The 26,593-nt window shown below is 35.9% G+C and carries 25 protein-coding genes and 1 tRNA gene; 9 read left to right on the plus strand and 17 right to left on the minus strand.

What is annotated here, in order from left to right:
* The first annotated feature begins 10 nt into the window (after nucleotides 1-10).
* The 3 genes from DLJ74_RS18465 to DLJ74_RS18475 all read left to right on the plus strand — a co-directional run bounded on the left by DLJ74_RS18465 (nucleotide 11) and on the right by DLJ74_RS18475 (nucleotide 1,416).
* Nucleotides 11-379, plus strand: coding sequence for a CidA/LrgA family protein (locus DLJ74_RS18465; protein WP_054861557.1), 369 nt, complete (start codon nucleotides 11-13; stop codon nucleotides 377-379).
* Nucleotides 372-1,061: an LrgB family protein gene (locus DLJ74_RS18470; RefSeq protein WP_054787303.1), complete on the plus strand. Its 690-nt coding sequence runs from the start codon at nucleotides 372-374 to the stop codon at nucleotides 1,059-1,061. The genes DLJ74_RS18465 and DLJ74_RS18470 overlap by 8 nt, the downstream gene beginning before the upstream one ends.
* Before the next feature lie 109 nt (nucleotides 1,062-1,170).
* The gene (locus DLJ74_RS18475; protein WP_054787375.1) at nucleotides 1,171-1,416 is read left to right on the plus strand and encodes a YuzB family protein; all 246 of its coding nucleotides are present in this window, start codon (nucleotides 1,171-1,173) and stop codon (nucleotides 1,414-1,416) included.
* A 61-nt stretch (nucleotides 1,417-1,477) separates the two neighbouring features.
* Here DLJ74_RS18475 and ald read toward each other — a convergent pair whose 3' ends face one another.
* Nucleotides 1,478-2,593, minus strand: a complete 1,116-nt coding sequence (gene ald / locus DLJ74_RS18480) for an alanine dehydrogenase (protein ID WP_109985571.1) — start codon at nucleotides 2,591-2,593, stop codon at nucleotides 1,478-1,480.
* Between the two features lie 246 nt (nucleotides 2,594-2,839).
* The gene (locus DLJ74_RS18485; protein ID WP_054787302.1) at nucleotides 2,840-3,289 is read right to left on the minus strand and encodes an SRPBCC domain-containing protein; all 450 of its coding nucleotides are present in this window, start codon (nucleotides 3,287-3,289) and stop codon (nucleotides 2,840-2,842) included.
* Nucleotides 3,290-3,388: 99 nt separating this feature from the next.
* Between DLJ74_RS18485 and DLJ74_RS18490 the strand changes: the two genes are divergently transcribed.
* Complete coding sequence (locus DLJ74_RS18490) at nucleotides 3,389-4,189, plus strand: helix-turn-helix domain-containing protein (protein ID WP_054861553.1); 801 nt, start codon at nucleotides 3,389-3,391, stop codon at nucleotides 4,187-4,189.
* Between the two features lie 31 nt (nucleotides 4,190-4,220).
* Here DLJ74_RS18490 and DLJ74_RS18495 read toward each other — a convergent pair.
* From DLJ74_RS18495 to DLJ74_RS18520, 6 genes are all read right to left on the minus strand, one after another.
* Nucleotides 4,221-4,293: transfer RNA gene (locus DLJ74_RS18495), tRNA-Ala, on the minus strand.
* A 69-nt stretch (nucleotides 4,294-4,362) separates the two neighbouring features.
* A complete protein-coding gene (locus DLJ74_RS18500) occupies nucleotides 4,363-5,139 on the minus strand; it encodes an ABC transporter permease (RefSeq protein ID WP_054861552.1) in 777 nt (258 codons plus the stop codon).
* Nucleotides 5,139-6,047, minus strand: a complete 909-nt coding sequence (locus DLJ74_RS18505; RefSeq protein ID WP_109985572.1) for an ABC transporter ATP-binding protein — start codon at nucleotides 6,045-6,047, stop codon at nucleotides 5,139-5,141. The genes DLJ74_RS18500 and DLJ74_RS18505 overlap by 1 nt, the downstream gene beginning before the upstream one ends.
* Nucleotide 6,048: 1 nt before the next feature.
* Complete coding sequence (locus DLJ74_RS18510; protein WP_054787301.1) at nucleotides 6,049-6,270, minus strand: PLD nuclease N-terminal domain-containing protein; 222 nt, start codon at nucleotides 6,268-6,270, stop codon at nucleotides 6,049-6,051.
* Nucleotides 6,271-6,385: 115 nt separating this feature from the next.
* Nucleotides 6,386-7,219: a dimethylarginine dimethylaminohydrolase family protein gene (locus DLJ74_RS18515; protein ID WP_054787300.1), complete on the minus strand. Its 834-nt coding sequence runs from the start codon at nucleotides 7,217-7,219 to the stop codon at nucleotides 6,386-6,388.
* Nucleotides 7,220-7,654: 435 nt separating this feature from the next.
* Nucleotides 7,655-9,775 (minus strand): ATP-dependent Clp protease ATP-binding subunit, encoded by a 2,121-nt coding sequence (locus tag DLJ74_RS18520; RefSeq protein ID WP_109985573.1) that lies wholly within the window; start codon nucleotides 9,773-9,775, stop codon nucleotides 7,655-7,657.
* Between the two features lie 460 nt (nucleotides 9,776-10,235).
* Here DLJ74_RS18520 and DLJ74_RS18525 point away from each other — a divergent pair, with 460 nt between their 5' ends.
* Entirely contained in the window at nucleotides 10,236-11,591 is a 1,356-nt protein-coding gene (locus DLJ74_RS18525; protein WP_054861549.1) for a tetratricopeptide repeat protein, read from the plus strand.
* A gap of 71 nt (nucleotides 11,592-11,662) precedes the next feature.
* Here the strand turns inward: DLJ74_RS18525 and DLJ74_RS18530 are convergent, their stop codons facing one another.
* Nucleotides 11,663-12,535 carry a DNA-3-methyladenine glycosylase family protein gene (locus DLJ74_RS18530; protein ID WP_109985574.1) on the minus strand — a complete coding sequence of 291 codons (873 nt, stop codon included), beginning with the start codon at nucleotides 12,533-12,535 and terminating at the stop codon, nucleotides 11,663-11,665.
* 88 nt (nucleotides 12,536-12,623) lie between these two features.
* On the opposite strand from DLJ74_RS18530, the gene DLJ74_RS18535 reads away from it, so the two are divergent.
* The gene (locus DLJ74_RS18535; RefSeq protein ID WP_109985575.1) at nucleotides 12,624-14,153 is read left to right on the plus strand and encodes a Ppx/GppA family phosphatase; all 1,530 of its coding nucleotides are present in this window, start codon (nucleotides 12,624-12,626) and stop codon (nucleotides 14,151-14,153) included.
* Nucleotides 14,154-14,294: 141 nt separating this feature from the next.
* Nucleotides 14,295-16,382, plus strand: coding sequence for an RNA degradosome polyphosphate kinase (locus tag DLJ74_RS18540; protein WP_109985576.1), 2,088 nt, complete (start codon nucleotides 14,295-14,297; stop codon nucleotides 16,380-16,382).
* Nucleotides 16,383-16,426: 44 nt separating this feature from the next.
* Here DLJ74_RS18540 and pdaA read toward each other — a convergent pair whose 3' ends face one another.
* The 7 genes from pdaA to DLJ74_RS18575 form a co-directional block, all read right to left on the minus strand.
* Nucleotides 16,427-17,215 (minus strand): delta-lactam-biosynthetic de-N-acetylase, encoded by a 789-nt coding sequence (pdaA, locus tag DLJ74_RS18545; protein WP_109985577.1) that lies wholly within the window; start codon nucleotides 17,213-17,215, stop codon nucleotides 16,427-16,429.
* 88 nt (nucleotides 17,216-17,303) lie between these two features.
* Nucleotides 17,304-18,074 (minus strand): YfkD family protein, encoded by a 771-nt coding sequence (locus tag DLJ74_RS18550; RefSeq protein WP_109985578.1) that lies wholly within the window; start codon nucleotides 18,072-18,074, stop codon nucleotides 17,304-17,306.
* A 56-nt stretch (nucleotides 18,075-18,130) separates the two neighbouring features.
* Nucleotides 18,131-18,523 (minus strand): OsmC family protein, encoded by a 393-nt coding sequence (locus DLJ74_RS18555; RefSeq protein WP_109985579.1) that lies wholly within the window; start codon nucleotides 18,521-18,523, stop codon nucleotides 18,131-18,133.
* Between the two features lie 43 nt (nucleotides 18,524-18,566).
* Entirely contained in the window at nucleotides 18,567-19,034 is a 468-nt protein-coding gene (locus DLJ74_RS18560) for a GtrA family protein (RefSeq protein ID WP_109985580.1), read from the minus strand.
* Between the two features lie 19 nt (nucleotides 19,035-19,053).
* Nucleotides 19,054-20,202, minus strand: coding sequence for a glycosyltransferase family 4 protein (locus DLJ74_RS18565; protein WP_109985581.1), 1,149 nt, complete (start codon nucleotides 20,200-20,202; stop codon nucleotides 19,054-19,056).
* A gap of 48 nt (nucleotides 20,203-20,250) precedes the next feature.
* Nucleotides 20,251-21,399 (minus strand): NAD-dependent epimerase/dehydratase family protein, encoded by a 1,149-nt coding sequence (locus DLJ74_RS18570; RefSeq protein ID WP_109985582.1) that lies wholly within the window; start codon nucleotides 21,397-21,399, stop codon nucleotides 20,251-20,253.
* Nucleotides 21,400-21,774: 375 nt separating this feature from the next.
* A complete protein-coding gene (locus DLJ74_RS18575; protein WP_109985583.1) occupies nucleotides 21,775-23,334 on the minus strand; it encodes an FMN-binding glutamate synthase family protein in 1,560 nt (519 codons plus the stop codon).
* A 343-nt stretch (nucleotides 23,335-23,677) separates the two neighbouring features.
* Here DLJ74_RS18575 and DLJ74_RS18580 point away from each other — a divergent pair, with 343 nt between their 5' ends.
* On the plus strand, nucleotides 23,678-24,430 hold the full coding sequence (locus DLJ74_RS18580; protein WP_054861543.1) for a class I SAM-dependent methyltransferase: 753 nt from the start codon (nucleotides 23,678-23,680) through the stop codon (nucleotides 24,428-24,430).
* A 4-nt stretch (nucleotides 24,431-24,434) separates the two neighbouring features.
* Here the strand turns inward: DLJ74_RS18580 and DLJ74_RS18585 are convergent, their stop codons facing one another.
* Nucleotides 24,435-24,935, minus strand: a complete 501-nt coding sequence (locus tag DLJ74_RS18585) for a GNAT family N-acetyltransferase (protein WP_109985584.1) — start codon at nucleotides 24,933-24,935, stop codon at nucleotides 24,435-24,437.
* Nucleotides 24,936-25,122: 187 nt separating this feature from the next.
* Between DLJ74_RS18585 and DLJ74_RS18590 the strand changes: the two genes are divergently transcribed.
* Nucleotides 25,123-26,508, plus strand: coding sequence for a sulfatase family protein (locus tag DLJ74_RS18590; protein WP_109985585.1), 1,386 nt, complete (start codon nucleotides 25,123-25,125; stop codon nucleotides 26,506-26,508).
* Nucleotides 26,509-26,593 lie beyond the last annotated feature (85 nt).

Consider the following 26,593-nt stretch of genomic DNA (forward strand, 5'->3'; position numbering starts at 1 on the left):
ATTTATCAGGATGAAATATATACTGGTTCCAGCGCAAATCAGTATGCTGTTTTTATTTTATTATATTGGAGAGTGGATTCAAGATCTTTTCTCTTTGTTGATTCCTGGTAGCATCATTGGCATGCTACTATTTTTTCTTTTGCTACAAGTAAAAGCAATTAGAGTTCATTGGATAGAAAAAGGAATTGACCTCTTACTAAAGGATATGCCGATCTTTTTTGTTCCCGTAACAGTAGGAATAGTGGAATACCTTGATTTTTTAAATGGTAAAGGGATTTTAATCCTACCAATAGCGTTCGTGAGTACGTTAATCGTAACTGTTATTACAGCAATTATTTCTCAGAAAATTCTTCATAAAAGAGTTGAATCCTATGAGTAGACTAATACTTGGAATATTGTTCATCATACTAACAGTGCTTATTTTCTATCTTAGTAAAAAATTGTATCACATAATTCCGACACCATTCACATTGCCTATTTTTATCACATCCCTTTTCTTTGTTTTGCTACTCATCATTTTCGACATACCTTATCAAACGTACATGATAGGTGGACAATGGTTAGATCATTTTCTAGGCCCCCTTGTCGTTGCCTTAGCATTACCTCTTTACCGGCAACGACATTTAGTTAAGAAATATGCCACAACCATTTTCATTGGTGTTGCAATTGGCTCAATCATTGGAGTTACCAGTGGAATTGTTTTTGCTAAATGGTTTTCCTTTGAGGAGGTAATCATACAATCTATTGCTCCTAAATCTGTGACAACACCTGTAGCTCTAAGTATTGCAGATTCAGTTGGTGGCAACATGACTATTGCTGCTATCGGTGTAATGATTGCAGGTATTGGTGGGGCAATGTTTGCACCACTTATGTTAAGGATTTTCCGTATTGACCATCCCGTTGCACGAGGGTTAGGTATTGGCACAGCTTCTCATGCAATTGGAACAGCAAAAGCTTTAGAACTTGGAGAGCTTGAGGGTGCTATTAGTGCATTGGCGATGACAATAACTGCCATAACTGTATCAATCATAGCCCCATTTCTTTTACAATGGCTCTTATAATGCTATAATAGCATTCATAATTTTTCTGATAAATGACAAAATAGGGCAGATGGCATTCATTTAAAAAGCGATCCTAGGAAGTCGTAAGCAGGCAAGGAAGGTGATCAAAATAGGAATCGTGGTGGTAGATGTTTGTGATAGTAATTTAATAACTACCTTTGATATAGAAGAAATTATTGAATCTGAATATCCGGAGGTTGCTGTACTAATACATGACTGTTTGAATTTTTGTGGATTGTGTCGTCTCAAGCCATACGCTATGGTAAATGGTAAAAGGGTACACGGGAAAACACCGGAGGAAACATTAGAAAAAATAAAAGCAGCGATTGAAGAAGAGCTGGCATTCTATAAATAGAAAAAAGGGCTAAAGTGAAGTGCAATCCAGTTGGGCTTGCACTGACAATAAGCCCTTTTTTTTATTCAAATATTGTCGAAAGCTCTATAAATCGTTTGTCTAACCCCTTCGCAACTGCTTCATGGACAATCTTTCCTTGATGGGTGTTCAAACCTTTAGCAAATGCTGGGTCTTTCCTCACATACCCCTGTAAGCCAAGATTTGCTAGGCGCACGATATATGGGATGGTAACATTTGTTAGTGCATAGGTTGCTGTCTTCGGTACTGCTCCTGGGATATTGGCAACTGCATAATGAGTAACTCCATGCTTCACATATATAGGATTATCATGGGTAGTAACACGATCAATCGTTTCGATCGTTCCTCCTTGATCAACGGCTACATCGACAACTACCGAGCCTTCTTCCATTGTTTTAATCATTTTTTCTGTTACCAGTTTTGGCGCTTTTGCACCTGGGATTAACACAGCACCAATTAGTAAATCTGCTGTTTTTATTTGTTCGTTAATATTGTATTCATTAGAAGCAAGTGTCCTTATTTTACCTTGGAATAGATCCTCTAATTCTCGCAGCCTTTGTATATTTATATCTAATAGCGTAACATTAGCTCCCAATCCAATTGCCATTCGTGCAGCATTTGTTCCAACAATTCCCCCACCTATAATGACAACATTCGCTGGGGATACTCCTGGGACACCGCCAACTAACACACCTTTACCACCATGAACCTTTTCTAAAAACCGCACACCTGCCTGGATAGACATTCTCCCAGCAATTTCACTCATTGGTACTAAGAGTGGTAAGCCTCCACTTCTAGCTTGAATCGTTTCATACGCGATTCCAGTTACTTTATTTTCAATAAGTGCATCAGCTACCTTTGGTTCTGCAGCAAGATGTAGATAAGTAAATAAAATTAAGCCTTCTCTAAAAAAGACAAATTCCTCTGGCTGAGGCTCTTTGACCTTTACTACTAGTTCCTGTGACCAAGCTTCTCTTGCCGTTTGTACAATTACTGCCCCAGCTTCTTCATAGGCATGATCCGAAATAGCACTGCCTAAACCAGCACCTGTTTCCACCTTCACCTCATGGCCAGCTTGGGTTAGTGTCAGCACTCCTGCTGGTGTCATAGCTACCCGATTCTCATTACTTTTCATTTCTTTTGGTACCCCTATTTTCATCCAGTTCACCTACCTTCTATTTGCTAGTATGTTATGAAAAATTCTTATTATTCGTTTTCCCTTTTTTGTATTGTTTTAATACAAAAAGTTACAGTGGTATTCAACCTGATATTATTTTTTTTGGTTATCGTGCAATGTAATTGTGACATTACCAAGATATTGCCTTTTATCTTGTAACTCATACCGTTTGGCGACTATTCTTTCGATACTTTAATTTCAAAAAACCATAGCATCAATCGCTATGGCTTAAAATCCAAAATCAAGTTGTTTCCCTGTTTCCGTAAAAGTTTTGATATTACTTAAAATCATTGGCCAATGGTCTTTCGTGCTTTTATAGGATGGATGTTCTTGTGACCATAGATCATTTATTAAAGTTAATTTCGTACAGTTTCCAACAGTAGTTAAAGTATAAGTGATACGTGTCTCAAGGTTAGCATGATCTTGATTATACGAAGGACCAGGATGTTCCGTAAAGCTCAGTTTTTCTAATGGATTACATGTCAATATCTTTCCATATACATGAACTGTCTCCTCACCATCATTACCAGGTCCGATATAGGAAATAGTCTCACCTGGTATAAAAGATGATCGGATCGTACATCCATAAAAGGTTTGCTGTACCCCCTCATCGGATACCAGCGTTTCCCATACCTTTTCTATTGGTGCATTGATATAAAAATCGTAACTCAAATCCATTTGTCATTCCTCCTATTCCATTTTACTAGTATGGTATAATAACCTCATCAAAATGTATTGTATAAATGCGACAAACATATAAGTTAGGTGTGAGAATTATTGAAAAAAGTAATTACAGTTCCAAAAGGGATTCTACATTCAAAGGAAGGAAGTAAGAAGTTTACTCTTCATCGCTATAAACCTAGTATTGAAGCATCTGCTATTGTTCAACATTATTGGTTTGTAAGATGGGATCTATTAGAGGACACACCATACGAACAACATGTTGTTTCACATCCTAATATTAATTTGGTTTTCGAAAAAGATTATGCCAGTATTCATGGAATAAAGCGCACTATTTCTTCCCATTTGTTAGAAGGTAGGGGCTCGGTATTTGGTGTAAAGTTTTTGCCTGGAGGTTTCTATCCACTCTGGAAAAAGGATATATCTCAACTAACGGAAAAATCGATCGACTTTCAAGAGGTTTTCCATATAGACAGTAAAACGATTCGAGATCAACTTTTTCAAAACCATGATGTGGCTGAACTCTCTATTCCACTAATAGACCAGCTAATATGTTCTAATCTGCCGGAACCTGATGAAAAAGTTGATTTAATCTCTCAAATTGTTTTATTCATTAGAGAAGATCGGTCAATTATCAAAGTGGAAGATGTGGCGAACAAATTCAATTTGCATGTGAGAACGCTTCAACGCTTGTTTGACCGCTATGTTGGCGTTAGCCCTAAATGGGTAATCAAGCGTTATCGACTTCATGAAGTAGTGGAAAGCATTGATAAGGGTAGTACTAAGAATTGGGCAGATCTGTACACAAGACTGGGTTACTATGATCAGGCACACTTTATTAAAGACTTTCGTTTGATTGTTGGGAAATCACCTGAAAAATATTTTAAGGAAAGCTAGGAAGTGATTATTTAATTTTTTAAAAAAAAAATGGAGCATATCGGGCTCGAACCGATGACCTTCGCGCTGCCAGCACGACGCTCTCCCAGCTGAGCTAATGCCCCGTAAATTTTATATTATCAATTAATGAAAGTTGTAGCAAGTAAAAAAGAGCATTAATTATTAATACTCTTCTATTCCGCCATTTCTTTTGTTTGAAAAATATATCTTGAAAATAGTAAAAGAATCAATGAGAGACCCAGGGTAATGGCTGATGCCATCCACAATTCATTTGGAATAGAGCCTTCAGTAAGCATAGTCGTTATATGCTCACTAATACTATTTGGTAACCAGGGTAAACGAAATGAAAAAATTTGGTTCAACACTGACATCGCCATTATTGTTATAACTGTTGATGTTAAGACAAGTCCAGGTACCTTCATCATTGTATTATAAAAAACAGTGAGCGTGACAACAAATATGAGCCAAACAAAGTAGAACAAGAATAAACTGAAGAATTCAATAATTGTAATTTCACCAAATAATAAATTTACATAATACCAACTTGCAAGCATTCCTACTAAATAAGAGACAAATACTAATAAAAGCTTGGCACTCCATTTAGCCAAAATATAAGTTACATAACGGACTGGCTTAACTAGAATAAGTTCTGCAACGCCACTTTTTCTTTCACCTGCGATAACACCCATTGTAATGGCTATTACTACTAACACGCCGAGCATACTCATTTGAGTGAGACTCATCATAATTGCCATTTCTGGTTCTGTTTCAGGTATATCAATAACTGCTCCATCTGGTAAGCCACCAACCGCTTGGATAATTTGTGGTAAATAATACGTAGATAATGGGTCCATAATACAGAACAATATAAAAACAAGTGGAACCCAGATCCATTTATAACTCCGCCAATCTTCCAATAACTCTTTCATAAAAATTGTCTTCCATTGCATCAGCTTTGCACCACCTTCATAAACAAATCCTCAAGAGATGTTCGACTTAATTCAAACTTTACTATAGGCCAATCTTCTTGCACTGCTTTTGTTAAAATCTCTGCACGGGCTCTAGCAATATCATTAACAAAAATATGAAGTTCACCTTTCTCAAGTACGATCGTATTCACAGATTCTAGCCTTTCGATTTTGTCCACATATTTATTTGCACTATCGCGCAAGCTGAGCTCAAACTTAGGTGATTGATGTCTCTTTCGCAGATCATCGATAGATCCTGATTCTAGTATTTCACCATGATGTAATAATAATAAATCATCACAAATTTCTTCTGCATCCCCTAAGATATGAGTGGAAAACAAAATAGTTGTTTCTTCCTTCAATTCTTCCATCAGTGTAAGTACTTCACGCCGACCAATTGGATCTAGTGAGGATACTGGTTCATCCAACATGAGAAGCTTCGGCTTATGCATCATCGCTTGTGCAATTCCAAGTCTTTGTTTCATTCCACCTGAATATTTGCTAATTCTTTGATTTTTCGCATCATCAATTGCTACTTTTTTTAATAATTCTTCGGCTCTTTCATTGGCTTCTTTTTTGGAAAGGTAGGCAAGCTCGCCGACATACATTAAAAATTCCTTACCTGACATCCATGAATGAAAAACTGGATATTGAGGTAAATAACCAATAGAATACCTAATATCATTTAGAGCATTCTTCTCTTGAAACTTGATCGAACCATTACTAGGCTTTAATAATCCGGAAAGCATACGTAATGTTGTTGTTTTTCCAGCGCCATTTGGCCCTAGTAAAGCAACACATCTTCCCTTATTTAATTCAAAGCTTATCCCTTTCACTACTTCTTTACCTTTAAAGACCTTTTTTAATTGCTCCACCTTTATAACCGACATGTTATGACTGTCTCCTTCCAACAATGAAATATAAGATTGGACCGATAAAAGTGAGAAAAACAATAATTACTGCCCATATAGGTTTAGGACCATTTGTGTCATCCGCCTTTATAAGTGAAATAATTGCAATAATCATTAAAATCAATTGAATAAGTATAAGTGGAGCAATAATAGGGAGGAATTCTACCAGATCTTCTATCGAACCATTAGTGAAATCTTGCATAAAGACTCACCTCCTAATCCTTGTTACGTTTAAGGTGAATAAAAGGTTTCAAAAAAGTGATACGAATGGTTAACACAATGAAATAAAGCTTGGTATGTCACCAAGCTCCAATATTTTATCTATTTGTCCTTCTTATTGGTAATGTACAGCAACGAAATGCTCCACCAGATTTGATTATCTCTGAAAACTCTACCTCTATAACCTGATAACCCCTGGCACGTAATTCAGAGTTAACATTTTTATTTTCAGGAAGAGAAATCACTGTTTTATTACCAATCGAAAAGACATTGGTACCAAGTGTAAACTGTTCATCATCCGAAACTTCGATTAGATCATACATTTCCATTAATCTATCCAGTTCTCTTTGTTTGAATGCTGATGTATATATTAAACCTTCTTTCTCACTGAGCAAATTAAATGCGCAATCTAAATGGAGAATGTCTTCACTAATCGGTATAGGCATGAGTTTCCTATCTTGAATTATTTCCTGAAGAGCATCGACAGCTTGATAGGTGGTCCTTTCGCTAATACCGATCCATACTCTATCTCCCGCAAGTACTACATCTCCTCCTTCAATGGAAGGGGTAGTTAATTTCATGTAATTAAAATTTCTATTTTTCAAAAATTCTTCTAGGAGCTCGACTTCATGTTCCCTTATTTCACTCCCCATCTTCGATATGTAAACCGTATCACCAATTGTAAAGCCTATATCACGTGTAAAAACTTGTTCATTTAGTTCTTCTTTAGGATCAATGGATAGCACCTTAACGCCATGTTCCTCTAGGGTTCTCACAAATTGCTCATGCTGTCTATTGGCAATTTCTACATCTATATTCTCGTCTTTATAAAATTTTTGTGTTTCATTTATAACATTTGTAATTCTCATATAGGTTGGTGGGCACACCATTACTTTTTCTAATACGTCGAATTCATTTTGTTGAAATACCAAATCTAGCGCCCCCTCTGTTGTAAGATAATAAAATCATGCTTTTATTATACCAAAAAATGATACTTTCATTCTTTATAGTTTGTTTCTATTCCAGACAGAATCCTTCAGGAAAAAGGTGGGTACATTTTCTAACAAATTCATTTCACCCTCTCTTTTTCGATGCTACTCTTGAGTTACAATAAAAAATGGAGGGATTTACATGAAACGAAAAAGAATGAAAAACCCTAATTTTTTTACCTTTGTCATTTTAACCTTCAGAGTCATATTTCAATAATGTTTGCATAAAATGAAATAATACTATTAAACAAGCACGGTCGACTTTCCTATCTAGTCTATCGTGCTTCCTTTTGTTATGTAATATATTGCATTAAACTCATATTCCACAAACCCCAATAAAAAACTCTAGCCGTTTCTGGCTAGAGTTTTAATTCCTTCTTATGCTTTTTTCACCACAATATCATTGTTCTCAAAGACGATTTTTAATTTCTTGACTTCTTCCTCCTCAAGAACAACATCTGTGATTCCATCTTCTACTTTATCTTGGATAACACGTCGTAATGGTCTTGCACCAAAACGTGGATCATAGCCTTTATCCGCGATATATTGTTTGGCTTCTTTAGATATAGTTATATCTAAATCTTGGTCTTTGAGGTGTTCTTCTAGTTCAGCAATCATTAAATCGACAATCGCTAATAAGTTAGCTTCTGTCAACTCATTAAAAGGAATGATTGCATCGAAACGATTTAAGAATTCAGGTTTGAAATAATCACTTAAATTTTCAAGTGTTGATACTGCTTCATTGTTGTCACTATTAAATCCGACAGTTATATTTTTCACACCTGTTCCTGCATTACTTGTCATAATAATCACCGTATCTTTAAAGCTTACGGTTCGACCATGACTATCTGTTAAGTGACCATCCTCCATAATTTGTAGGAACATATTCTGCACATCTGGATGTGCCTTTTCAATCTCATCAAGCAATATTAAGCTATAAGGATTGCGGCGGACCTTTTCTGTTAATTGTCCAGCCTCTTCATGACCTACATATCCTGGTGGCGAACCAATAATTTTGGAAACGGCATGTTTCTCCATATATTCACTCATATCAAGGCGAATCATGGCATCCTTTGTACCAAATAATTCTTCAGCGAGTGCCTTGGTTAATTCTGTTTTACCTACACCAGTTGGACCAACGAATAAAAAGGACCCAATTGGACGACCTTTTGCCTTTAAGCCTGCTCTACTTCGACGAATGGCCTTAGCTACTTTATTGACAGCTGTTTCTTGTCCTATTACTTTTCCCATTAGGTTTTGTGCTAGATTTTTCATCTTAGACTGTTCATCTGATTGAATTTTCCGCACAGGAATTCCTGTCTTTTCTTCTATTATTTGTTGAATATCCTCAATAGAAACGACAGCTTTTGGTGATTCTGTTTGTTCTTCTAGTTTTTTCTCTAATTTAATCTCTTGGTGGCGTAGATTTGCTGCTCGTTCATAATCCTCTTGTTCTGCTGCCTCCATTTTTTCTTTGGCAATTTCATCAAGTCGTTGCTGTAATGAATCATGGTCTGTTTCTGCTACCGCTAGGTTTAAACGAGCCCCAGCTTCATCAAGTAGATCAATTGCTTTGTCAGGTAAGAAACGATCTTGAATATAGCGTTTAGATAGTACTACTGCAGCGCGAAGTACTTCATCTGGATAGCTAACTTTATGGTAGTTCTCATATCGTTCTTTCAACCCTAGCAAGATTTGCTCAGCTTCCTCCATGCTAGGCTCTTTTACGATAATTGGCTGGAATCTACGTTCAAGTGCTGCATCCTTTTCAATTTTTCGATATTCTTTCAAGGTAGTAGCTCCAATTAATTGAAGCTCACCACGTGCTAATGCTGGCTTTAGGATGTTTCCTGCATCCATTTGAGACCCTTCAGCAGTTCCTGCCCCAACTAACAAATGAATTTCATCAACAAAAAGAATAACATTTTGACGTTCTTGCAACTCTGATACAAGTTGTTTCATTCTTTCTTCAAATTGTCCTCGAACCCCTGTATTAGCTACAAGAGATGCGACATCAAGGATATAGATTTCTTTATTTAAAAGCTTAGCTGGAACATTTCCTTCCACAACCTTTAGTGCTAATCCCTCAGCAATTGCTGTTTTCCCAACACCAGGTTCACCAATTAGTACAGGATTGTTTTTATTTCTACGATTTAATGTTTCTATTACACGCTTCACTTCATTATCACGCCCAATAACAGGATCAATTAAACCTGCTCTTGCTGCATCTGTTAAATTTTTACCAAGTTGATCTAGTAACCCATTTCCGTTAGATCCATTCGTCGTATAAGTACTGGAAGTTGCCTTATGAGAACCACTTGCTCCTCCTGCAAAGAAGCCTTCAAATCCTTTGTCTCCAAACATTCCAGATGGATTTTGTGCTTTGTTTTGTATTTCTTGAAAGCATGTCTCACATACATGCAAGGATTGTGTTTGGTCATTAAATCGAAGGCTTACATTAATTGTTGCTTGACGAATACCACAATGCTGACATTTCATCATTCATTCCTCCTTCAATTTTAAAGGTCAATTTGACTTTGACTATATTTGACCTTTATGTAACTCATATTATACTTTGACCTTTTTTGACTTTCAAGACTTTTGCTCAAATTTTTTTCTTTAAATTTAAAAAACAAAAACCAACCTACTATAGTAGATTGGCTCTATTGATTAAGTATCTATATTTTATATAACAACTCCAAAAGGGATAAAAATAAAGGCTAATGCTAAAATTATTGACCAAATCACTTCTTTTAGCATTGTATTCCTCCTAGTTAGCTTTTTTTCTATCATAGCATAACCGTATCCATAAATATCTCATTTCCATAAAACATTACAAACAATTTACATTTAACCGAGCTCTACGACTAATTCTATCTATTAATGTTAAAGTCCCGCTTTATTGAAAAAATTAACTATGTTAAAATAAACGTATCCTGGTATTAAGGAGTTGTTTTATATGGTCAAAATTAACCTTTTACATCATAACAAGAAAAAAATCCCAATGACAGTAACAAAATTAACGATATTCAAACAGGCCAAAATATTAGATGCTATTAGTAAAAACAATCAATATTACACAGTGATTTTTTATAAGAATAAGTGTATAAATGGTAAGAAAACTACCGAAGTAAGAAGGAACAGCTTTTTAGCTACTGCATACCGTTATGGAACTACTTACAATGCTACACACCCTCTCACTGAAGCTTTTGTATCCACTATTCAAAACTATCGCACCATTTCATTCAATCAAATGTTTCAAAAACTAAAAGATAAATATAACGATAACGAAATGCTATATATACTATCCATGTTCGACAACTTTATTAATGAGAAGAAGATTCAAGCACTTTGCAAAAAAGTTTTCTACCAATATAGACGAAATGGACAACTAAAAAAAGCGTTTAGTACCCTCATAACTTATGCACAAGTACGACCTCATGATCGATTTGCAAGTGACATGATCCATCACATAGATTTTCAAAAATATAAAGTTCTGTATGATGAAATGACAGATCTTTCCTTCGATAACGACGCCCTTTATCTAGAAGCAAAGCTTTCTCAACAACAATTATCTACTACCCAATTTAACCGTGTGATACGATTATTACAAAAAGAAGACAGAGTTTTTGATATACTTTTTGCTAACTATGATCATATCCTTCAAAATCTGCCTCCTATTAGCATTTCAGCTATAGAGCAATTCGATACATTAATCGAAGACCTATTACCTGATGACTGCATCATTTCGTTGTGGGAGAAGCTCCTTGAACACGATCCTAGCTGCTTAACGATCTACAATAAACTCGAATCAAAACAAGCATACACCACCATCGTCCATCATCTAATAAAGCAAAAAATAGCAATACCTCTTGATTTGTTAGTAAATGCTATACACCAAATGAATGGAAAACAGCTGTCGCGATACACAGAGGAGATATTTCCTTTGTTAAGTGAACTTATCGAAGATTCGGCTCAATTAGAGCCATTAATCCATCATTGTATTATTAAGCTACTGCCCTTCTATTCGATCGAAGAATTAGTGGAAAAGCTTCCAAATACAAAGCTACCTATTGCGAGAAAACTATGTAAAATGGGCCAATATGAGAACAATCCTGATGAGCAACTCGCGTTAGGAGAATTATACTTTGAACTCGAGCAATACGAGAAGGCTATTCAGTGCTTTGAATGGGAAATGGAGTTAAATCCTGAAAATCCTAAATCACTACAATATTTACAAAAAAGCTATCAGGCTATCGGTGATAAAGAACAAGCCAACAATTATCAACAGCTCTTACTTAACATGCCTTCGTAATATATTGAGCTCCCATCAGTGGAGAGTTTTTCCCCACTGATGGCTTGTGCGCTTCGTGCTGTATTATTCCATTACCGTTCCTCTATACTTCTCCACAGTGTCATCGTTGCATAGGAACGGTAAGGCTTCCATTTCTCGCTCCAGCCTTGCATCCTATCACGGGTTGGCTTCTTTTCTAGATCATAATACTTCTTTAATGCATTTTGCACCCCTATATCTGCTACTGGAAAAAGATCTTTCCTACCAAGAGAAAACATGAGCCAATTCTGGGCTGTCCATGGGCCAATTCCTCTCAATTTCGTCAATGTTGAAATGACCTCTTCATCATTTTTTGTCTCGAAGGTAGAGAGATTAATATGACCTTGAACAACTTGTTTGGCAGTATCAATGACGTATTCTGCCTTTCTTCTACTAAATTGCATTGCTTGCAGCTTTTCGTATGGAATCACTGCAACCTTGTCTGGTTCCGGATAAAACCATGTGTCTTCTACTTTTTCTCCATATGTTTTCACAAATCGCTCAGTTAAAGTTTGGGCAAAAGACATATTTAATTGCTGGTGGATTATTGTTTTCATTAGATTACTAAACAAATCAAATTCCTTTACAAGTGGTGTATAAGGATATTTCTTAAATAATTGCTTTAGGTCAGTCTGTTCAAAGAATTTTTGAATTGCCTGTAAATCCTCATCCCATGCAAAGATTTTTTTAACTTGTTCCAATACCGTCGCCTTTTGTTCCTCTTGACTTCCTTCCAATAGAAAGCTCGGTTTCTCCGTCGTACCTAGGGAGGTGACCTTTACTAATGTATTTTTATTTTTTACTCTGAGAGGAATTGTAATTCTTCGCTCCAATTTATTAATATTGTTTAGTGGATCCATAGCCAAACGCATAAGTATGTAATCAAAATCATAAGATGATGTTAGATCAATTTGCTCTTTCCACATTACAGACACACCTTTTCCTTTTTCAGTATTTTCTTTCCATTATGGTATAATCAAACCAAATACACAACAATAAAAATAGGTGGTTACAATGAAAAAGCAATATTATGCCATAATTGACATCGGTTCGAATACTATGCGCTTAGTTATCTATCTTCGAGAAAAAGGTGGTCGGTTAAAAGAGGTTGAAAATGTAAAGGCAGTAGCGAGACTTCGAACATTCTTGGATACAAACAACCAATTAACAAATGCTGGGATAGATAAGCTCATCATGACATTACTTAGCTTTAAGCATGTATTGGCTACTTATGATTTAAAAGAGATCGTATGTGTTGCTACAGCTACAATTAGACAAGCTGAGAATCAACAAGATATTCAAGCAATTGTGAAGGAAAAAACGAATCTTCATATGCGCATTTTATCTGAAAAGGAAGAAGCCTTCTATGGTTTTCTAGCTGTAGTAAACTCTACTTCTATTGAAACTGGTATTACCGTCGATATTGGTGGTGGTAGTACCGAAGTCACTTATTTTAGAAAAAGAGAACTAGTCGAATCACACAGCTTCCCATTTGGAGCATTAACTCTTAAGGAATTTTTCCAGAAGGATATTCCCACTTACGAAGAGCTTGAAAAACTTCATCATTTTCTAAGTAAGGAATTCCATCATCTGCCATGGTTAGTTGGAAAAGAAGTTCCGTTAATTGCTATTGGTGGAAGTGCTCGGAACCTTGTGCAAATCGAACAAAATCTGAAAAAATATCCGCTAGCAGGACTCCATCAATATAAGATGTATGATACAGACATCCAAACAGTTAGTCATTATTTAACCTCACGGAACAAGGAAGAACTATTAAAAGTAGAAGGATTATCGAAGGACAGAGCAGACATTATCATTCCTGCTATAGAGGTTTTCCATACACTATATCAAACCATCCAAGCAGACTGCTTTATTCTCAGTAGGAAAGGATTACGAGATGGTGTATTCTTTGAGCAATTGTCAAAGGAGATGGGGTCTCTACTCTTCCCTAATGTGTTGGAAGATAGCATTCAAGAATTAATTAATGATTATAACCTTGATCCAAAGCAAATCATTCATGTCCAATACCTTACTCGTAGGCTATTTCACTATTTGAAGGACAATGGTGTAATCCATCTTAGCAAGAAAGATTGGTCTTTATTAAAACGAGCGAGCTATTTGTGTCATTTAGGAGAATACATTGATGCAGAAGCAAGTGCTCAGCATACGTTCTATTTACTTGCAAACCGTACGATTGATGGGTTAATGCATCGCGAGCGATTAATGATTGCCTTGATTTCATCCTATAAAAATAATACGTTATTCAAACAATTTATAAAGCCATACAAAACTTGGTTCCTAAAGGAAGAACGTAAAAAGCTTCGTCATCTTGGAGCTATATTAAAATTTACTTATTGCTTAGATGCTACGAGAAGACAGATTGTTACTGATTTATCGATAACAAGAAAGCAAGATAGATTTATATTTGAGCTAGAGTGTATAGGTGATTGGTCACCAGAGGAATACCAGGCAGAAAAACAAAAAAAGCATCTCGAGAAAATAGTGAAAACAGATATTGAATTAATCTTCAAGCCAAAATTGTAAAGAATTAATTTACATGAAATTAACATAGCATTAACAAAAATTCCTTTTCATAGCGTTATGATAGAAAAGTAATGGTGAGTCTATCATCTCATTAACCACTACTAACAAATGTTCATAGTTCACGAAAAAGGAATGATTTGAATGGCTACAATTGAAACGAAAGAAGAGCTAGGTCATCCTACCTATTATAATAATAGAGAAATTAGCTGGCTTTCTTTTAATAGAAGAGTTTTAGGAGAAGCCGCTGATGAAAGTAATCCATTATTAGAACGTTTAAAATTCCTCGCCATCTTCTCATCTAACTTAGATGAATTTTTTATGGTAAGGGTGGCTGGATTAAAGGATCAAGTGAAGGCAGGATATAATCGGAAGGATAATAAATCTGGGCTAACACCTAAGGAACAGCTTGCTTATATTTCTTCCTTTAATCATGAGCTTGTTGAGGAACAATATGATATATATAAGCTACTTCACGATTCATTAAGTAAAACGAATATAAAGATTTTATCAATGGAAGATCTAACAGTTGAACAAATCAACATGTTAGAGATATATTTTGATGATCAAATCTTTCCAGTGCTTACCCCAATGGCTATCGATGCATATAGGGCATTTCCTATGCTCTTAAATAAGTCGATCAATTTAGCGGTTCGGCTTGAGGATTTATATGATCAAGCTGTTAAAACAGCTATAGTTCAAGTACCTGCATTACTGGATCGTTTTATCCAAGTAAATTCAGGACATGACTATATATTGTTAGAGGACTTAATCTGTTATTTTATCGGCAAATTTTTTAAAGGCTATCAAGTAAAATCAACAACTACTTTTCGCATTACTCGAAACGCCGATATGACTATACATGAGGAAGGGGCACGGGATTTATTAAAGGAAATTGAAAAGGAACTTAAAAAACGAAAATGGGGGGCGGCAGTTCGTCTAGAGGTCGATGCCCGTGCACAATGTCCAAAAATGATTGATTTTTTACTACATGTATTAGAAATCCATCATAAAGATTTATACGTGATAGACGGTCCCCTCGATTTGACCTTTTTATCTGATTTCTGCAACCATGTTAAAAAAGATTTTGATCAGCTAATTTATCAAACCTTAATCCCCCAGCCTCCCCAGGATATTTATGAAGACGAAAGTATCTATGATGCTGTACGTAGACGAGATGTATTCCTACACCATCCATACGAATCATTTGAACCTGTTGTAGATTTAATAAGCGAAGCAGCTACTGATCCAAATGTATTAGCAATTAAACAAACCTTGTATCGAGTAAGTGGCGACTCTCCGATCATTGATGGGTTAAAGCGAGCAGCGGAAATGGGAAAACAAGTGACCGTCCTTGTGGAATTAAAGGCACGTTTTGATGAAGAGAATAATGTTCAATGGGCAAAAGAACTTGAAAAGGCTGGATGTCATGTTATATACGGAATGATTTCCTTAAAAACACATAGTAAAATCACCTTAATTGTAAGACGAACCAATCAAAAAATTGAAAGAATCGTCCATTTAGGAACAGGTAACTATAATGATCAAACGGCAAAGTTTTATACAGATATGTCTTATTTAACGACAAAACGCAAATTTGGGATTGATGCTACTAATTTTTTTAATTATTTAAGTGGTTATACAGAAAAACCAACCTTTCATCATCTATCCATGGCACCATTTGATATTAGAAATGATTTGCTTCAATATATAGATACAGAAATTCATTATCAGAAACAATATGGTAATGGGAGAATCATTGCCAAAATGAATTCCTTAACAGATAAACCATTAATCCAAAAATTTTATGAAGCCTCTCAGGCTGGTATTCAAATTGATTTGATTATTCGAGGAATTTGCTGTTTAAAACCAGGCTTGGATGGAGTGAGTGACAACATTCAGGTAAGGAGTATTGTTGGACGGTTTCTTGAGCATAGTCGGATTTACTATTTCCATCATAATGGAGAAGAAAAACTGTTTCTTTCCTCTGCTGACCTTATGACTAGAAATATGGTAAAACGTGTGGAGATAATGTTTCCTATTTTTGAGGGGAGAATTAAATCAAGAATTTATCATATACTGCAAATTATGCTACATGATACAGCAAAAGCGCGCATCCAAGATAGTGATGGAAGCTATACTCATATTAAAGATCAATCCGCTGAGCCTATAATGGATAGCCAGTTAACATTATTTGATATGGCGTACAGAGTTTTAGAAGATGAAGAATAAAAGGACGGGGATTTTTGCACAAAAAATCCCCCGTCAATAGAAAATTATTCGAAACCTAGTACAGACTGTGGTAAAAGCTGTTTTAGCATTAAATCGTCTAAGCTTTTAAATTTATAGCCTTTCTTACGTAAATCATCAATAAGATAGCTTAAAGCATCCGCATTGTCCTTAGATACAGTATGCATCAAAATAATGGCACCTGGGTGTATTTGTTCCATCACTTGATCGTAGGCATTCTTCCAGCCTTTTTCTGAGCCTTCATTCCAATCTACAAAGGCTAAAGACCAAAAAATATGTGTATAACCCAATTCGTTCGCCCATTGTAATGATTGCTCATTAAAAGTTCCTTTTGGTGGTCGTACATACTGAACATTGGTATCTTCTGATACCTTTTTAATTTTTTTCGTTAAAACCTCAAGATCTTCTGTAAATTCCTGCTTAGAAAGCTTCGTAAAATCTCGATGACCATCTGAATGATTTCCAATTGTATGACCATCGTCAAGCATTCGCTTCGTTAGCTCAGGCTGATCCTCTACATAATGGCCAGTCAGAAAGAACGTTGCTGGTGCATTCTTTTCCTTTAACACATCTAAAATTTGTTCTGTATATCCTGCCTCATAGCCATTATCAAAGGTTAAATAAACATGCTTATCTCCTGAGGGATCGACATAATAGCTATTATATTTCTCTAGAATCGGCTTATATTTTCCCACTTCTGGTTGAGTATGATCTGTTGTTTTTTTGTATCCCCAACCATAGCTATTGGCATAGGCCTGCAGTGGAAAAAAACTGAAACAAAATATTACCAATAAAATTACATAAGAATTTTTCATCCAAATCACCTTTTTTATTTTTAGCTTCCCGTGAACGGATGAAGTTATGCTTTTATCCTTTTATAATAATAATGGTATAATTACCAATTTACCCCTTTGGGAGGTATTGTAAAGTAACATAGTTCTTAACAGGAATAAAGGCACCTACCTCCTGCTTCGTTACATTCTGAATCACAATCTTTTTCTTTGTCCCTCTTAATTCAATATAAACCTCCCCAAAGGTTACTTCTCCTTTTTCGAGTAAAGCAGGAACATATGCAGCTAATTCACCCTTTTGACCCGCGGGAACCTCATATGTCTTACTTAATTTCGTATCTTCGCCAAACACAGTCTGGAAGGAAAGTGGTAAAGAATAACTTTTCTTTGCTTCTTTTAAAATAAGCTGCTTTATTTGGTCAGGCTTTTCTACTTTGGCAGTCAATCCACCATTTACGCGTTTTTCTTCTAACTGCTGATAATAAATCTCTTCATCATTTTCAACACTTTTATTTTCCACTTCATTTGTGTTAACTAATTGAAAATCCCACTTAATGTTTGATTTCTCCGATTCATAATTTAATGGCCAATGACCTAAATAAATATTGCCGCGATAACCTATAGAAAAGAAGGATGGTTTTATTTTCGTTTCATTCAGCATCTTGATTAAGCTCTCATTTTCGATCTTTATATCTTCATCATCCAATAATTTTTTAACCGATTTGTCTAATTTAACCTGTTTTTCTTTGTTATTTGATTGATGATACGTATTCTCTTCCTTAATCGATTCAACATTTTCAGGTATTTTTTCTTTTGCCGTTACTAATAGTGGTGTACTAAGTGTCATTAAACAAAGCACAACCGTAAGCCCTATTTTCTCCATCGCTCTCGCCCTTTCGTTTTTTGCTTAGTTTGACAAAAGGATAGGAAAATTATACATTATTTGCTAAGTGGGATAATTTCTAGTTTTTCAGTAATGTCTACACAGTTCTCTATTGTACGTATCATCGAACAATTTTTTCTTGCAATCTCTAGACTCTTCTCTAAAATATCCCGGTCTAAATGATGTCCTTTCACCATAAATGTCAGGGAAATAGAGCTAATCCTGTTAGCTTGTATAGGATCCCGTTTTACTTCTGCTGATATAGTTAAATCATCGATATTGATGCGTTTTTTAGTGAGAATCTTTTGGAATACAGAAGCACTACAGCCTGCCACAGACGCAACCATTAGTTGAAATGGACGAAATCCGAATTCTTCATTTCCAGAAATGTCTAACTGATCATAGGGAAGCTTGGTCCTTACTCCTCCTTCTTTCACATAGAAATCCATGTCCACCCTCCTATTAAGGAATTTATTGTAACTTTCCAGCATATTATTTTCTAGTAGATCTTTTATAATCTTTAAATACAATGTATTTCACCATAAAAAAACTGGCTAATGAAGATAATAGCATTGCTAGTCCCTTTGCAATATTATATCTTAACCAGTTTTGAACATGTAGCCATTCCAAGAAATTATTTAATCCAATAAATACAGCGTTACTTATACCTAAACTAATCATGCTTTGAATTAAAAAACCGATTCTTTGGTAGCTACTCCCTTTCGATGTACGGTTAAAGGTAATATTCGCATTCCAGAAATAACTATTCGCTATTGCTAAAGTATACGAGATGGAATTATAGATAGTTAGCATCATTCGATCCTCAGTATAAAATAGGATTAATAAAAGATTTAAGGTACCAATATCAATTAATGCATTACCAATCCCGATTACGCCGAATTGTAAAAACTGAAAGGGACCACTTTTTCGTTTATTATTCGTTTCTTTTGAACGCTTCATAACAAGACACTAACCTCTATTATTTGTTTTGCTTTTTCGATACTTGATAGCTGTTGTTCTTTTTGCCCGCTAGTTGGAGATAAAAATTTAATACCTGCTTCGATTGTTCATCCCAACCCATCTCTGCAATCTCTTCTCTTGCCCTTTTTGCTAACCTTTTTCTTAATGTTTCATCTTCGAATTGCAATATAGTTGTTGTAAAGTCTTCCTTCCTATTTGGATCATATAGTAAACCCGTCTGACCATCACTGATTTGTTCACAGGTCGGTCCACTTTTCGCTGCAACAATTGGTAGACCTGAAGCCATTGCTTCCGTTATCACTAAGCCTAACGTTTCTGTTGTTGATGGAAATACAAAAACATCTGAGGAAGCATAAGCCTCAGCTAGTGCTTGTCCATGCAAGAACCCTGTAAAGACAGTATTCGTTCCAGCAAAATGCCGCTCTAATGAACTGCGATGTGGACCATCCCCCACGATAGCTAATACGAACTCTGATGATGCCTCTAACACATGCTTAATCTTTTCAATTTCTTTTTCTGGAGCCAATCTCCCAACATAGAGTAAAAGTTTTTTATCTGTATGGCCGCCAGATAAAGTCTCCCGCATTTTTTTATGAAAATTACGTGGATGGAATAAGGAGGTATCTACTCCGCGTTTCCATACATGTAAATTTTTAAAGTTCTGTTCCACCAATTCTTTATGCACTACCTGAGATGTACAAAGATTTAGATCAGCATTGTTATGTAATTTCCGAAAATACCACCATAGCAATCCTTTAAAAATCGATAAATGGTAGTAGTCAGCATATTTGGGTACTTGCGTATGGAAGGAAGCAAGCAATGGATAGTTTAACCTTTTTCCATAGTAAATACCCGCTGCCCCAATAAGTGCAGGATTGACAACATGCATAACATCAGGATCGAAATCTCGAATCATCTTTTTTACTTTTGGTGTAGGAAAGGCAAATAGTTTAGAACGATAAAAGAATAAACGACGGGCCTTAACACCAATAACCTTAGCACCTTCAAATTCATACACACCGAGATCAGGTGCAATAATCTGCACCTGATGCCCAGCTTTAATGAAATATCGGATACTATTGGTTAGTCGTGTTACGACACCGTCGGTTGAAGGTAAAAATGTTTCGGTGATCAGTAAAATTTTCATTCGGAAATCATCCTTCAGAATTTGGAATTTGTCAGGAGAGCCAACATATTATTTCCAAGTAACTTTTGGTAAAATATTCGCTTCGATGACACGATCCTTATGGTTTTCTACTGTTTTAAGGATTTCTCTTATCACTTCATCATCTAATAAATGTGGTTCCAATCCAAGATCTTTTAATTTCGTATTTTCTGCATGGAAAAAGTGATCTTCAAGCTCTACTCTTGGATTTTCTAAATTCGAAATGTTGACTTGATATCCTTCTTGTTGTGCTACATTTTGGACCTTATTTGCTAAATCTCCAACGCTAAATTCTTCTGTGAATTGATTAAAGACTCGGAATTCGCCATGATCTGCAGGATTTTCAGCTGCAATTTCAATACAGCGTACGGTATCTTTAATATGTAAAAAGCCTCTTGTTTGTCCGCCTTTTCCATACACTGTTAGGTCATGACCAACTGTTGATTGAATAATAAATCGGTTTAATGCGGTACCGTATACCCCATCATAATCTAATCGATTGGTTAGTACGGGATCAAGTCGTGTTTCTTCTGTATCTAATCCATAAACGATTCCTTGATTTAAATCTGTCGCCCGGATGCCCCAGATCTTACAAGCAAACATAATATTGTGGCTATCATGTACTTTTGACAGGTGATAGAAGGAGCCAGGCTGTTTCGGAAATGGTAGTACATCTTTTCTACCTTTATGTTCGATTTCAATATAGCCTTCTTCTATCTGAATATTTGGAGTACCGTATTCTCCTAGTGTACCCAACTTTATCAAATGACAATCAGGGACCAATTCTTTTATACCAAAAAGAACATTCAGTGTACCGGTTACATTATTCGTCTGAGTATACACCGCATGTTCTCGATCAATCATTGAGTAAGGAGCAGATCTTTGTTCAGCAAAATGGACAAAAGCATCTGGTTCTTCTCTTTTCAAAACTTCTTTTAAGAAATCGTAATGCACAAGATCTCCTTCATAAATTCGGATTTCTTTTCCCGTTAGTTCTTTCCATTTTGCAACTCGTTCTTCAAGACTTGCAATTGGTGTAAGTGAATTAGAATGTAGCTCACTATCAATCTTTCTTCTTACCATGCTATCAATAATAGAAACATCATGGCCTCTTTTAGATAAATAAAGTGCGGTAGGCCATCCACAAAAACCATCTCCACCTGCTACGATAATCTTCATCAATACGACACCTCTTTTTCTCATATAAGTCTTTCAAACTAAAGTAATTCTATTTCATAGTATCATAGTCAAAAAAAGAATAAAATTATAATTACAATGTTTACAGAATTTTTAGAAAGAGTGAGTATGGACTTTTTTTGGATGGATCACCTCCCAAAATAATAGGACAATGTAGGTTTAGTTTTCTATGATTTCCTCGGTATAATGGTGTTTATTCACTGGATAACAGCCATTTTCACCTTAATTATCTGGCAAAATGGCTGTTATTGCCTTGATAACGGATATCTTCATCTTATTCCTTGAGCAAAATGGCCTTCCATACTTTGAGATATCCATTTTGTTACTAATTTTTGACTAACTCATTAAATACTATTTCTACCAATGTTCTATTTTTCCTTTCTCATCCTTATATACAACATGCTGGCGATTAAATTTTATTGGAGAATCTAAACCAGCCGCAGCGGCTACTCTATAAAGTCCTTTTCTCATCGTTATAACATAGTTAGCTGTTCGCCATTTCTTTTCATCAATGACGAGTGCCTTCTGCAATTCTGGATCTGTTGTTGCTACACCAACAGGACATGCATTGGATGCACATTTTAATGTTTGAATACATCCTACTGTTATCATGAAGCCACGAGCAATGTTTATAAGATCTGCCCCCATTGCTAATGCGATAGCTACACGATCAGGAGAAAATAATTTTCCGGAGGCAATGATTTTGACTTGATCTCGTATCTCATATTTTTTTAATGCTTCATCAATTAGTGGTAATGCAGACCGAATCGGAAGGCCAACACTATCAGCTAACTCTTGGTAGGATGCTCCTGTTCCACCTTCACCACCATCAATTGTAATAAAGTCGGGACCGGTAGCTAAATCGCGGATACTTCGTGCTAATTCATCTGCTTCATCAGGACTGCCAACAACAATCTTCATACCAACAGGTTTGCCAGTATGTTGACGAATTTGATCAATAAATCCAAACAATGATGGAATATCGCTAAAATCAGTAAAACGATTAGGGCTATCTATAGATTTATATGGCTCAACACGACGAATTCTTGCGATTTCTTCTGTTACTTTTTCTCCATCAATGTGACCACCACGTGTTTTCGCTCCTTGGGCCAGCTTTACTTCAAATGCTTTAACTTGAGGTAGTTTACTCTTTTCAAGTAGTTCATCCCAATCAAAGTTACCATCCCTATCCCGAACACCGAATAGGCCGGGGCCAATTTGCATAATAATATCAACCCCACCTTTTAAATGATATTCAGATAATCCCCCCTCCCCTGTATTCATCCAAGTACCTTTAGCAATACCTAGCCCTTCAGACAAAGCCGTAATTGCTTTTTCTCCAAGCGAACCATAGCTCATAGCAGACATCCCAATTTGCCCTCTTACTATGAAGGGATGTGTCGTTTTTTCTCCAATTACTATTGCATCCTCTTCTGGTAATAAATAAGCTTCTGATTCATGTTTTTCAAGCTTTTCTTCTCTATCCATAAACAAGGGATCCTTTAACAGCAAATAACGATATGTAGCTACCCTTGTATCATGATCCATTTTTAACTCTTCTGTTAGCTTCGGAAACAATGAATTGCGAATATAGAAACCCGCTTCCTCAAAGTCCCTTTGTGATCCAAAACCAATGACATCACGCTTATATTTTGCTTTTCGAACAATATGTTGGTAATCCCTACGCGAGAAAGGTTTTCCTTCATTATCATTGTTAAAAAAATATTGTCTGAGCTCTGGTCCAATTTTTTCAGAAAAGTAACGGATACGTCCGATTACAGGATAATTTCTTAGTACAGGGTGTTGTTTTTGCGATCGGTCTATTAGGTATAGATAGATTCCCATCACGATTAGAACAAGCAATATTACCGTAACAAAGATAAAACCAATAATTGTCATGATGTCCGCGATATTCAATCCAATCAACCTACCTTTATAACAGTTGTACCTATTTCGAAACCAAACAATTTTAAGATAGCATATGATGGATCATCCTATATTATTCAAAAACAAGTTTCATTGAAGGGAACTTTCTAAGCATTATAAAATTCACTTATAGTTCACGCTGTTTACTTGTTTATTCATAAAAGGAACCTCCCGAAAAAACTTTTTATTGTTTTTCCCCCTTAAATAGCTTATTCTCTATACATACTCAAAACTCCTTCCAAAATGGCTAAATATTGCTTTATCGATTGGAAGTTGATTGAAAACTTTTTTTATTACTTATATACTATTTATAATTTTAAGTGGGAGGGGTTTCATGGCGATTGACTCTTGGAATGCAACATTATATGACCAAAAGCATGTATTTGTCTCAAAATTCGGAGAGGATGTCATTGATCTTTTAGCACCAAGGAAAAGGGAAAATATTCTTGATTTAGGCTGTGGTACAGGGGATTTAGCTGAGAGAATCTCGAAATACGGGACAAATGTCATCGGAGTCGACCAATCGGAAAATATGATCAACAAAGCAAGAGCAAAATATCCTAATATTCATTTCCAAGTACAAGATATCCTACAACTGGACTATTCCAATGAGTTTGATGCTGTGTTTTCCAATGCTACCCTTCATTGGGTAAAACAACCTGAAATAGCCCTTCGCAACATTCACCATGCTTTAAAGCCTGGAGGAAGATTTGTAGCAGAATTTGGTGGTCAAGGTAATGTTCAAACTATAACTGACCAATTGAAAAAACATTTAAAAGTTAGTGAGAATTCTGATCGTTACCCATGGTATTTTCCTAGTATTGGTCAATACTCTGCTCTAATGGAGAAAGTAGGATTTCGAGTTGTATTTGCTCATCACTTTGATCGACCTACCGTTCTTCATGGTGAGGATGGCTTAAGAAATTGGATCGAAATGTTCGCTTCTAATATGTTTATAGATATGGATACACAAGCGATGGTGAAAACACTAGAAAGTATTGAAGCCGAAGTAAAAGATAAGTTGTATATCGATGGAAAATGGGTAGCAGATTATAAAAGGCTGCGAGTTATCGGTATAAAACAGTAAATGCTCATCTAAGATGGGGTCTATTAATGGCTAAAACCATTGTCCAAGAAGTCCCAGACTCACCGCATTTTTGAAATCCTAATTTTTGATATAAGTGTAATGCTGTTAAATTATCTGGGTCGACACTTAGTGATAAGGAGGAAAAACCATCATCATTAGCCGACTTGATTAAACTTTTCATGAGTATGGTTCCAACTCCTTTTCCTCTTCCTTCACTACTAATCGCAATACCTAATTCAGGAGTTTGTTCATCGATATAGCCGTAACCTTGGTTTTCTTTTGTAAATAAACGATACCAAGCTGCCCCGATAGGATTACCTTCATTCGTATAAGCAATAATGGCTCTATCCCCTTCTCTCCCCCAACCTTCACTGTATTTTTTCAACTGGGATGAAGTTAATAACACTTCCTTGGAAGGCTTATTTTCTGGAATGTAAAACGACTCGTATAACATATCTGTGAAAAAGTCAAAATCCTGCTCATTCATTAATTGAATGTTTATCAATAGAATTATCTCCTTTCTATAGTAAGATTTTCTTTTTTCATTTTATCATCAACAAGAGAGAATTACTTTAAAAAATTTAGAGCCATCTTGGCGCAATTGACCATGAACATGGCTTGATCCGTGTCGATAACAAGATCTAATCTAGCTAGAATGAAGATATCATGACAAGAAGAAGGGGGTTGTCTTTTTGAAGATCATCATGATTTCACTTGATTCTCTCAGAGCAAACAGATTAGGTTGCTATGGATATAGTAAACCAACAAGTCCTTATCTTGATCAAATTGCCTCAGAAGGCGTGCTGTTTGAAAAAGCATTTGCATCTGATATACCAACAGAAGTTGCTCATACATCCATTTTCACTGGAAAAGTAGGACTGCGAACAAGAGTAGTCTCGCACGGATCACAACTAAGTATCCTTTCTAAATCTACACAATGGCTACCCACTATGTTACGCCAATCTGGATTTACAACTGGTGCTGTAGATAACTTATACCAATTAAAAGAATGGTTTGCACGAGGATTTCGTTACTATATTAATAGTGTTGGAAATAGACGTTGGATCGACGGTGCCACGATAAATGAACTGGCGAAACCTTGGCTCAGGGAGCACAAAGATGAAGACTTTTTTCTATTCCTTCATTACTGGGATCCTCATACTCCATACTTACCTCCAAAAGAATATGTGAAAAATTTTTATGATTTCAGCAAAGACCCTTATGATAAACAAAACAAGAGTATGGAACCAGCCTATAGTCATTTAGCCTATCCTTTTTTTAAACATCATCATTTTGACTTATTAGGTCCTGTCACAGATGCTGAATACGTCAATGCATTATATGATGCAGAAGTACGCTACTTAGATGATAAATTAAGGGAAATAGATGACTATTTAGAGAGACTGAATATTAAGGAAGAAACAATGCTTATTATTTTTGGTGATCACGGGGAAAGTTTAACAGAACATGACATCTACTGGGATCATTGTGGCCTATATGATACAACCGTACAAGTTCCATTGATTATAAGATGGCCTAACCAAATCCCTGAAGGAAGAAGAGTAAAAGGAATGGTTCAACAAGTCGACTTGATGCCTACGATCTTGGAAGCAATTGATTTATCTTCCACATTACTAAAAGACATTGATGGTAAAAGTTTATGGCCGTCTATGTTGGGGGAAACTAACGGAACAGAGTCCACTATCTATTTAAGTGAATGTGCATGGCAAGCAGCAAGAGGTGTAAGGAATGATCGTTTCAAATTGATTCGTACAAGAGACAGTGGCCCCTTCTCTCGTCCACCAAGGGAATTATATGATTTGCACCACGATCCACAAGAAACAGTAAATCTAATACATTCTCATCCTCAGATTGCAGACAAACTAGAGAATCAACTAGATAATTGGATCGAGAGCATTTTAGAAGGGCAAGAAGACCCGATGGAAATGCAACTGGAACAAGAAGGTCTTCCCTTCCATAGAAGAATTGAAGAAATTCTAAGGTATGTAGGGCTAACCTGGGAGGATTGGTTAAAGAATCCTTCCTCCAAAAGACTCGAGAAACTTTTACAAAAATAAACGAGTATTCTATTCGACGTGAAGGAATAAACGTCGAATGGAATTACTCCTGTCCAACAAAACATCATCTAATCCTTTAAGACTA

The sequence above is a fragment of the Gracilibacillus dipsosauri genome, assembly GCF_003176895.1.
GTDB lineage: Bacteria > Bacillota > Bacilli > Bacillales > Amphibacillaceae > Gracilibacillus > Gracilibacillus dipsosauri.